1 protein-coding gene and 1 pseudogene are annotated in these 1,978 nt (G+C 39.3%); both read left to right on the forward strand.

What is annotated here, in order from left to right:
- The first annotated feature begins 221 nt into the window (after window positions 1-221).
- A pseudogene (locus tag F6K49_RS44245) lies at window positions 222-1,202 on the forward strand (IS630 family transposase).
- A gap of 550 nt (window positions 1,203-1,752) precedes the next feature.
- On the forward strand, window positions 1,753-1,978 hold a 226-nt coding region (locus F6K49_RS44250; protein ID WP_293108270.1), incomplete at its 3' end, for a hypothetical protein.

The following is a 1,978-nucleotide window of genomic DNA, read 5'->3' on the forward strand; positions in this document are numbered from 1 at the left end:
TCTTTCACCGGCTTCGTAGCGTTTTAGGAATTCATCACGATTCATAGTATGCCCCTTATTTGTTTAACTTTAGATAGTAATCATCCTGATTATAACGTAAAATAAATTATTAGTATTTTTATCAGTTTGGTTAATCATTAATGGTTAATAGTTGTTACAGCCTTTTCAGATCTAGTGAGGTATAATTAAGAGACTATAATTTGAGCCGAGCCAAGAAAGAAGTGAGACCTTATTCTATTGATTTACGTCATAAGATTATCAATGTGTATGAGAATGAACCTATTTCTCAACGGCAGTTAGCCAAACGGTTTGGAGTGGCTTTGAGTTTTATTCAAAAATTACTGAAACAATATCGAGAGACGGGCTCTATCGCTCCTAAAGTTCGGACAAAGCAAACTCCAACGAAACTCAATGATGAACAACTGGCAGTACTGGGTAGTCTGGTAGAAAAGCATAACGACGCCACCTTGGAAGAACTAAAAGAGCTACTAGCAGCATGATTCGGGAGTCCAGATCAGCCGCTCCACAGTATATAATATGTTGAAAAAGCTTAAGTTTACCTTAAAAAAAAACCTTTCATGCGGAGAAAAAAGAGAGTGCTCGAGTGCAAATTAAGCGAGTAGAGTTTTGGCAGTTAGTTCAAGGGTTTCTGGCGAAAAACCTGATATTTATAGATGATAATGGTGTGAATCTGGGGATGACTCGGTTACGAGCCCGCTCTCTAAAAGGAGAAAGAGCTCATGGAAAACGTCCTCACCACCGAGGAAAAAATGTCTCTGTGATTGGAGCTATAGGGTTTAAAGAAATCCTTGCTAAAGCCGAGGTGATGGGAGCAGTGGATAGATTAACCTTTGAAGCATTTATTGCCTGTAAATTAGTTCCCAAACTTTGGAATGAAGCTGTTGTCATTATGGATAATTGCTCAATTCACTTGTTCGCGTAGCGTGGCCTTTTGGCCAGCAAAAATATCGAAGAATTAATTACGGCAGCAGGGGCTCGTCTAATTTATTTGCCACCCTATTCACCAGACTTTTCGCCGATTGAGCATCTTTGGTCAAAGATTAAATCGATACTACGGTCAATTGGAGCGAGGAATTATCCGTTCCTTGGTGGATGCAATTGATGAAGCTTTTGAGCAAGTCTCTCTGAAAGATATTAAAAATTGGTTTACCCATTGCTGTTATTGTACATCATTAGACTAAAACAGGCTGTAGTACTTAATGCTATCAAGCCTAATATAAAGTGGCCTCATGCCTAATCGTTAATGTTCCAATCAGCAATCACATCTCTTACCCCAGGGGTTTGATGAAATTGCTCTCAACTCCATAAAATCGACGTAGTCATAACGAGTTTGGGTTATTTTGGCAGAACAGAAAAAGAAAGGTTAGCTTAGTTTTATATCGACTTCCTTTGCTGTTAGGTTACAAAATAGTTGATTGTTGGTTAGGCTTTAGGGATAAACCATGAACTATAGCAATCGTAGATGAATCGTGAGATTTCCTGATCCGAAGCTCCCTTGGTAACACAATTTTGCTCACAACTGACTTGGGATTTATATAGGCACAATACTGTATCTAAGTACCTGAACATAAATGCTGTTAACTGTGTTGAAACCCTTAACGTTGCTCAACCCCTTTATGTTATTAGTTCGCCGTTCCCTATTCCCTTATCTTATCAGTCAACTTTAATTGTGTCTGACTACTTACAACCGATTAAGGCAACTTAGTAATCTAGTTAGATTAGACCGAGACTATGACTACAACTGAGCGTAAAACAGATAAGAAAATGGAAGGGCCTAGGACAACTAGTGAAGTTATTCGCATCAAGCCCCAACAGTTTATTCATGTTCTAGATAACAACACCGGTGTTACCCGACTGGAGGTTGGTCCTCAAACCATTACCCTTCGGGATCACGAGCGGCTGATCTTAAAACCTGAACCGATGATTATTGTGCCGCCTCGATATTATTGTGTGGTGA

It is taken from the genome of Moorena sp. SIO3I6 (assembly GCF_010672095.1).